Here is a 7,115-nt window from a genome sequence, read left to right as displayed (position 1 = left end):
CATGACTCAAATAGCCATGGCAAGCATACTGTTGAAACGTTTCATTATTGATAAATGAGTTTCCAAACACGCTCTGAAAGACCGCACCTTGGCCCCTCCCCTGCAAAGAATCTGGCGAAGACGCACGGAGCAGGCCAAGGTGATGCGCTAAGAACATCGTGCCCTGATGATTCCCTCTTCTTGCCTCGCTCTCCTGAAGACCTGCCTCTGGACAAGTCCATGGCACGCGAAGTCTGCATCGGTCCCCTGCCGGTATCAGCGCCTTTTAAGGAACAATCCCTCTGCTGTTGCCCCGTCTCCCACACGGTGTCGGCAGACCTTGCCATCCACATAGCTGGAAACAAGGAAGTCGCTGTACAGTGCTATTTCTATGGCACAGTTTGCGTCTTCTTCGATAAGTATGCGGTTGCCATGCAACCGTGCCACGCCAGTCTCACCAGACAAGGCATCCTCAGGAAAACAGGCTGTCCTGTAAAAGGGCGCTCCGGTCAGCCCTATGATGCGATACCTGACGGTCCCGTCATTATTGATCCGCAGGTTGACCGTGCCGTCATCGCACTTGTCCCCGACGCTGTAGGCGTATGTCCCGGAAGCATTCGCCGCATCGAATATCCAATCATAGGGGGCATGTGTCCTCTTGACGGCGCTGATCTTGATGGGGAATTGCTTGCCGCTCTTGAAGTTGTACTTGCCTTCACTCTTCTCGATCATTCGCGGGCGGCCGGTCCATGTGCCCGACAGGACGCCGTCGGTGAGCGTGCCGGTGATGGTGCCGGAGATGTCCCCGTTGGGCAGCATCTCATAAAGACGGAAGGCGCCGTCGGCCTCTTCCCGGCCCAGGATGCGGATGGGCTTTCTGGCCTTGGTGGCCGTATAGACGATCTCCCCGGAGACGATGCCCTCCCGGCTGTCGAACCAGAGGGCCACGGGGATCTTGTTGTTGATGACGCCCTGGCCTTCATAAAAGCTGACCTGCGCGGCAGGGGCCGTGGCCGCATCCGCGCCCTTCTTCGGCGCCAGTTCGGCATCGATCAGGGCGGCGAAGCGCTGCTTCAGGCCCTGGGGAGCCTTCTGGCCATTGGCATCCACAGCGGCGATGAAGTCCCCGATCAGACGCCCGGTCAGAGTACCCTGATAGGTCTGGGCAAGGGGACCCAGTATCTCGTTCTTCTGCCAGTTCCACCGGTCAATGACCCCGTTGGGGCCACGCGACGGAACGCTCTTGAAGAACATCAGGTCCACGATGCTGTGATAGCGCTTGAGGGCATCGGGCGCATAGGGATTGCCCGCATGGGCGCGCAGGAACTTTTCCAGCTGCGCGGCCCATTCGGCCATGTGCAGATGCGGCCAGTACTTGTAGTATTCCTCACCGCCCAGATCCTCGTCGCTCATGGGCTGGGAGACCAGCACATCCACAAAGGCCCTGGCCGCCGGGCTGAAGTGGACATGCTTGTAGAAAGCGGCATAGTCCAGACGCAGGTAGGCCAGCCCTTCCTCCATGGTGGGAACGAGAGCCAGCGAGCCGAGGTAAGCCAGGAGCTTCTGATCCGCGGGCGTCAGCGAGCCCTTCTTCATCAGGGCCTGCTGCACCCAGCGTTGGAGCACGGGCTCCACGAGCTCCGAGATCTTTTCCTTGACCGAGTGTCTCCGGAGGTGGCTCAGGTAATCCACCTTCATGTCCAGCAGATAGCCCATGATCCGCCGTTCATCGTTCTTGTCGATGGCGGACAGCTCGTTGTTGCACAGCAGGACCCAGTGCTGCACGGCCTTCAGGGTGGCGGCCTCATCCACGGCCCCACCGCAGGCCACGTCGGCCGGGACGGGCGTCTTCAGCAGATCCACAGGGACGGCCTGAGCCACGGCCGCCCATCCCAGGAGTATCAAAACCAACGCAATGCATTTTGCCAATGAATGCATAGTTCCTCCTGATTTCAATTCAGTCGATTACGGTGTTGTCCAGGCTGTGCTTTCAGCCCCTTTTGCAGATATGATGAAAGATCCTCGAACAGGCCTATCATTCCGTTTTGGGGCCTTTCAGCCATCCACACTCCCATGCGTTTGGGAGAAGCTCCTCATCCAGCCATTATCCCATGGCCTGTTCCGTGAACTCAAAGCTCCTGAGCAGCAGCTTGCCGTCCTGATGATGCACGATGACGTGGAATGTGGCCTCTTTCCATACGATTTCCCCGCCGTCCACTTCCTTGAAGCGCTGGAGCCTGCCGAACATTTCCCAGTGTTTTTCATCTATGGGCTCCATCATCTCCACGTTGGCATAGCCTGGCAGTAAATTATCCGGGGACAGGTTGCATATATTGCCCGTTTTGTCGCTCAGCGCGCCAAAATCGAGAAAATAGCCGTTGCCGTCGAAATAGGACCCCTTGAAGGCCACGTGCTGGCTCACTTCCTGACCGAAAATGGTCCGGGCGGACTCCTCCACCTTCTGCTTCGGCACGAAGCCCATGTACCTTTCGGGGATACCCTGGAAGAGATCAGGGTCCATACGGCGATCCACACCACAGGCCGAGCCTTCGGACAGAATAAGGAAGAAGAGCGCATCCCGGCACAAGGCCTCCTGGGATTTGGGGGCACTTTTCGTCAGGCCCATGCTCCAGAGAATGAGCAGATTGTCCTTCATGACGAGCACTTCCGCCCGGGACGGGGCGTTCCCTTGCGCGGAAGCGGAGAGGGGACAGAGCAGCAGGCAGGCCGATACCACCAAAAGCAAGATCTTGTTCATGATCCACCTCGCTGGGGAAACTTACTGCATGTCAAAGCCGAGGACATGGAGGCGCCCGCGGTCGTCCGGCATGCCGTCATTGCCGAAGAGAAGGGGGTGCCAGCCGTCGCAAAAGCCGAGGAAAAGGATGCGCCAGCAACCGTCCGTCCTCTTGAGGTGCATGCCGAAGTTTTCCCGTCTGCTGATGCGGCAGATATCGCCTTCCGCCTGCTCGGGGACACGTACCGTGCCTTCCATGATCCAGTTATCTCCGCCATGCTGGTACAGATTGATGGACAGGGCGAAGGCCCGCTGCTGATGGCGCAGGGGCCAGGACTGGAACATGGCGTCATAGTCGAGGAACAGGCCCTTTTCGCCCAGCAGGATGTAGTCGGCCTTGGGCAGGGCCGCCTTGTCGAAGGGCCAGCCCAGGTACTCCCGCGCCGTGGCCTCCAGGACCGTGAAGGGAAGGTAGACAGTGTAGCGCTGCGGCACCTTGTCAAAGACGCGTATGCTCTTCCGGTCTTCGGGGGTGGCGACCATCTCCGGGAGGAGACGTTGCGTGCCGGCATCCGGGTCCACCAGCTGGAGGACGAGGCGTGCCACAAAAGCGGGAGAGAGCTGTTCGTCTTTCACAAGGCCGAAGGTCTCATGCGGTGCCTTGTCTCCGGGCTGCTTTTCGCCGATGCCGACATGCAGTGTCCAGAGCCGGGCCACAGTGTCCTGCAGGAGCAGGAGATCGGCGCGGCTCATCTCCGAGGTATCCTCATGGGCACGGGCCGGGGCCGCGATGGTCAGACACAGGGCAAGAAACGCCACGAGCAACAGGCGTGTGCGTATGCCTTTCATGGTTCCCTCCTCAGGCGTTGGATAGGCTGCCTGTTGGGAGCGTCATAGCCTGACACGGGATGACCATGCATCATCCTTGCGATGAAAAACGCGCAAAAAGTCGAAAAAACGTGTCATCATGAAGATGAAAAGAGCAGAGCCCCCTGTCCGGGGGCTCTGCTCTTTGGGGATCGGGGTACTCAGCCTTGCTGCCTGCCCGTCATCATCTGGATGTAGACCATCATTTCCTTGTAGGAAGTGACGTTGAGCTTGGCGTAGATATTCCGGTTATGCGTGCGGATGGTATTGATGGACAGATTGAGCTTGTTGGCGATCTCATGTGAGTTGAGGCCGGTGATATAAAGATCGAAGACGATGCGTTCTGTTTTCGTCAGGGTCTCTATCTGATTGACGAACATGCGATATGCGCTCAACTCCACCTGGTCAGCGTCGCGCATTTCATGGGCGTTTTCTCCCATCTGGCAAATGAGTTCCTGCTCTCTGGCCTTCATGAAGGCAATGAGTTCATCCAGCTCCCGGATCTGGGTCGTGCCGCCTGAGCCTCCTTCCTCCCTGGCATTGCGTATGCCCTTCAGGACAGGTGCCGCGTAACAGCGGGAAAAGAATATGGCCAGCAACAGGGCGATGGCCAAAAAGATCATCAGGAAAGACGCCACAAGGATATAACGATGCATCAGCATGCTTCGTTCCCGCTGCTGGGGCAGCAATACCGCGGCAACCCAGGTGGCATCTTCGCCAAAAAGCGGAAGCGGCGCCAGCCGCAACGGCTTTTCCCTGCCCACAAAGACGATCTCGCCATCGCTGTAGCGGTTGTAATCTTTCTCTGCAGTGACCTTGTAGACGGAAGAGTCCTCCGGGATGGCCAGGGCAGGCCCGTCCTGAAAACCAGCTCCGGTGTCCAGGCTCACTCCCCCCTCGGTATCTTGCTGCCGCAAGGCTAGGACCCCTGTCAGACCGGCCAGGGGAGGCGAAAGATGTGCATGGGCCAGCTTGAAAAGCAGACTGCTGATCTCAAGGCCACAAACCCCGTATATCTCGCCGTTCTCCCCGTACATGGGGATGCAGATCAAAAGCACTTTTTCCCATGTCCCGCGCAGATAATGCGCCTTGGCAAAAAAATAGCTGTTTCTCGGGGCCTGTTTTGCCTCCTGGAGCAGTTCATCCCATTTGGAGATATGGGAGATGTCAAACTCCATGTCCCAGTTATTGTGGATGGCAAAGCGATAGCGGCTGGCAATCTGCGGCATCCCGCGCAACCAGGCCACAGGCGCCTTTACCGTATTGAAATTAACAGGCGTGTTGATCTTCAGATAGACACCGCAGCGCGACGTGGCTGCCTTGGGAAGCGAGCTGTTGAGCGTCGCTTCCAGGATGATGAACGCCCCGGTGGAACGGGATTCCCTCAGGCTCTGGATCAGCAGGGGGATGCTTTCATACTCCAGCTTGCCTATGAGCTGCGCATTATCCGTCACGTCGCTGAACGCAGCGTTGTTCTGGGCCAGGGTCTTTTCGACAACACGCGTCAGCTCAGAAGCAAGCCGCTGGCTGGCAGCGACGATATTGCCCATATGCAGGGAAATATTTCTTTCATATACAGTAAGATAATCATCCATATCCTCGCCTATCTTCTTTTGGGAAGCCGGCAGGAAATCAAAGATGAAAAGCAGTGTCAGCAAAATAATAAGCAAAATAAGGACAAAAGACAAAAAATACACACCAAGACGCACCCGCAAGGGAAGCTTTCCTGCTCTAAAAGAAAAGAGAGTAGGTTGTAAAAATCGCATGACAGCTATTTATCAATAAAAAGGTACGTCTAAGTGTTTCTTCATCTGCATCAGCGTTGACCGGACAACTCTGTCAGAGTTGTTGTCAACACTGAACCATGTTCCACGATATGTGGAAAGGACATCACGCAGGGCCATCCCAAACCGCTTTTCCAGTTCGCCATAATGTTCAAAATCAGGAGCGGGAACAAACGTGGACGTTTCATAAAGTGACCGCAGTACCTTGTAAGCTTGCCAATAGCGATCATTAAGAAAATCGGCCCGGTTTGCCTGCATCAGCTTCTGGAAGGCTTCCTTGTGAACAGGCATGTACCCTCCCTGTATGGTGAGGGAACGATTGACTTCCGGACTGGTGATCCACTTGCAGAATACTGCGGCAGCGTATTCCTTTTTCGGGGTGGAGGCACATGCGTACAGAGCGGAGCCCCGCTGGATGTCCAGCCGTTTTGCCCCTCCGAAACGCGGGTCGGGAAGTACCGTCAACCTGAGCGGGAGGGTCGTATTGTCCCTCAATGTAAGGGTATCATTGAAGTAAAGGATGGCGGCGGAAGAACCTACACCGCACACGACCTCCCCCATCATCATGACGGTGCTGTTATAGCCGGGATTGAGCCACAGCTGTCCGTTGGCTGCGGCCTTGGCCAAAGGACGCCAAATCTTCAGCAGGACAGGATTGTCCCAGCGGATGCATCCTTTCTCGAAAAAGGGTTCTCCCAGCGCCTCCGAGTTGAGCATGGCATAGTGTATCCAGTCGTCATACATGAAGAAAGACTTGCCGCCGGACCATTCATGGTAACGGTCGGCCGCACGGAATATGCCGTCCATTGTCGCGAGATCGGCATGCGTTATGCCCGTTTCCCGGCTGAAGGGCTCAAAAAGGGTGTCATTGACATAGAGAAGATTGGTGGATTTGGCAAAAGGGAACCCGTAAAGCGCATCGCCTATCATGCCTTCTTCAAGAAAGGCCGGAACATAGTTCTTCAGCTCCTCTTCACTGAAATACTTTTTCCAGTCCAGAAGCCTTGCGCTGTCGATCATGGCCACTGTTTTTGGGTAGCATGTGAAAAGGTCAGGCGGTTCTTCACTTCCCGGATCCTTACGGGCTGACGCCACGAGCTCGTCATGGATGGTCCAGGTACTGCTGACGGAAGTGACATTGATGATGATGCCCTGCTCCTTCCCCACCGTCTGGTTGAAACGGTCGATCAGCATATTCATGGGGGAACGGGCCTGTGCGCCATACACATGCCACATGGTCAGGGTGACGGGCTTGTCAGAATCAAGCGGAGAATCGGTACAAGCACAAAGCAGAAGGACATGCACAGCGAGCATGACTCGCAGGAATGTCCGGCAAAGCACTCTTGCACATGCCGCCGGCTTTGCATCCGGCATCGTGCCGTGCTCCATATTGTCCTGCCATACGCGCATAACCAGTTCCCCGAAAAAGGCCAGAAAAGTTTATCTTGTTTATTTCATATCCTTTTTTACAAATAAGCTCAATCTGTCCATGCATCCGGCTTGCGTATTTTTCTCAAAATAACATCTGTTTTCTCAAAGAGATACGTCTTTTTTTCATCACCAGGATGAAATCTTTTTTACCAGGCGAATGAAGCATTTTTCATTGTTGTGATGAAATATTTTTTCTTACCGAACGGCTTGGTAAATAAAAAAAATGCTCCCTGCTCATTACAGGGATGATGCCCTGAACGAATCCTTTGCCTATCTTCCGCATAAGAAGCGGGGAAGTTTGTGATCCCCCGGAACTG

The 7,115-nt window shown here is 55.5% G+C and carries 6 protein-coding genes; 1 reads left to right on the top strand and 5 read right to left on the bottom strand.

The features are described 5' to 3' along the window. Positions 1–255: 255 nt before the first annotated feature. The 4 genes from HF854_RS08920 to HF854_RS08905 form a co-directional block, all read right to left on the bottom strand. Entirely contained in the window at positions 256–1,860 is a 1,605-nt protein-coding gene (locus HF854_RS08920; protein ID WP_168935967.1) for a hypothetical protein, read from the bottom strand. Between the two features lie 223 nt (positions 1,861–2,083). Beyond that, positions 2,084–2,737, bottom strand: a complete 654-nt coding sequence (locus HF854_RS08915) for a hypothetical protein (RefSeq protein ID WP_168935966.1) — start codon at positions 2,735–2,737, stop codon at positions 2,084–2,086. Between the two features lie 21 nt (positions 2,738–2,758). After that, positions 2,759–3,565 carry a hypothetical protein gene (locus HF854_RS08910; RefSeq protein ID WP_168935965.1) on the bottom strand — a complete coding sequence of 269 codons (807 nt, stop codon included), beginning with the start codon at positions 3,563–3,565 and terminating at the stop codon, positions 2,759–2,761. A gap of 179 nt (positions 3,566–3,744) precedes the next feature. Continuing rightward, on the bottom strand, positions 3,745–5,178 hold the full coding sequence (locus HF854_RS08905; protein ID WP_168935964.1) for a helix-turn-helix transcriptional regulator: 1,434 nt from the start codon (positions 5,176–5,178) through the stop codon (positions 3,745–3,747). Between the two features lie 43 nt (positions 5,179–5,221). Here HF854_RS08905 and HF854_RS08900 point away from each other — a divergent pair, with 43 nt between their 5' ends. Continuing rightward, a complete protein-coding gene (locus tag HF854_RS08900; RefSeq protein WP_168935963.1) occupies positions 5,222–5,368 on the top strand; it encodes a hypothetical protein in 147 nt (48 codons plus the stop codon). Here the strand turns inward: HF854_RS08900 and HF854_RS08895 are convergent. After that, the gene (locus tag HF854_RS08895; RefSeq protein WP_168935962.1) at positions 5,362–6,777 is read right to left on the bottom strand and encodes an ABC transporter substrate-binding protein; all 1,416 of its coding nucleotides are present in this window, start codon (positions 6,775–6,777) and stop codon (positions 5,362–5,364) included. The genes HF854_RS08900 and HF854_RS08895 overlap by 7 nt on opposite strands. Positions 6,778–7,115: the final 338 nt, after the last annotated feature.

Source organism: Desulfovibrio piger, assembly GCF_012843875.1.
Lineage (GTDB): Bacteria > Desulfobacterota > Desulfovibrionia > Desulfovibrionales > Desulfovibrionaceae > Desulfovibrio.
Note: the sequence above shows the minus strand (reverse complement) of the source record. Positions and strands in the feature narration are given on the sequence as shown.

Bases quoted from the DNA above. Each gene is read 5' to 3' on its own strand.
- HF854_RS08915 (WP_168935966.1), bottom strand. From the start codon at position 2,737: ATGAACAAGATCTTGCTTTTGGTGGTATCGGCCTGCCTGCTGCTCTGT.
- HF854_RS08910 (WP_168935965.1), bottom strand. From the start codon at position 3,565: ATGAAAGGCATACGCACACGCCTGTTGCTCGTGGCGTTTCTTGCCCTG.
- HF854_RS08905 (WP_168935964.1), bottom strand. From the start codon at position 5,178: ATGGATGATTATCTTACTGTATATGAAAGAAATATTTCCCTGCATATG.
- HF854_RS08900 (WP_168935963.1), top strand. From the start codon at position 5,222: ATGAAAAGCAGTGTCAGCAAAATAATAAGCAAAATAAGGACAAAAGAC.
- HF854_RS08895 (WP_168935962.1), bottom strand. From the start codon at position 6,777: ATGCGCGTATGGCAGGACAATATGGAGCACGGCACGATGCCGGATGCA.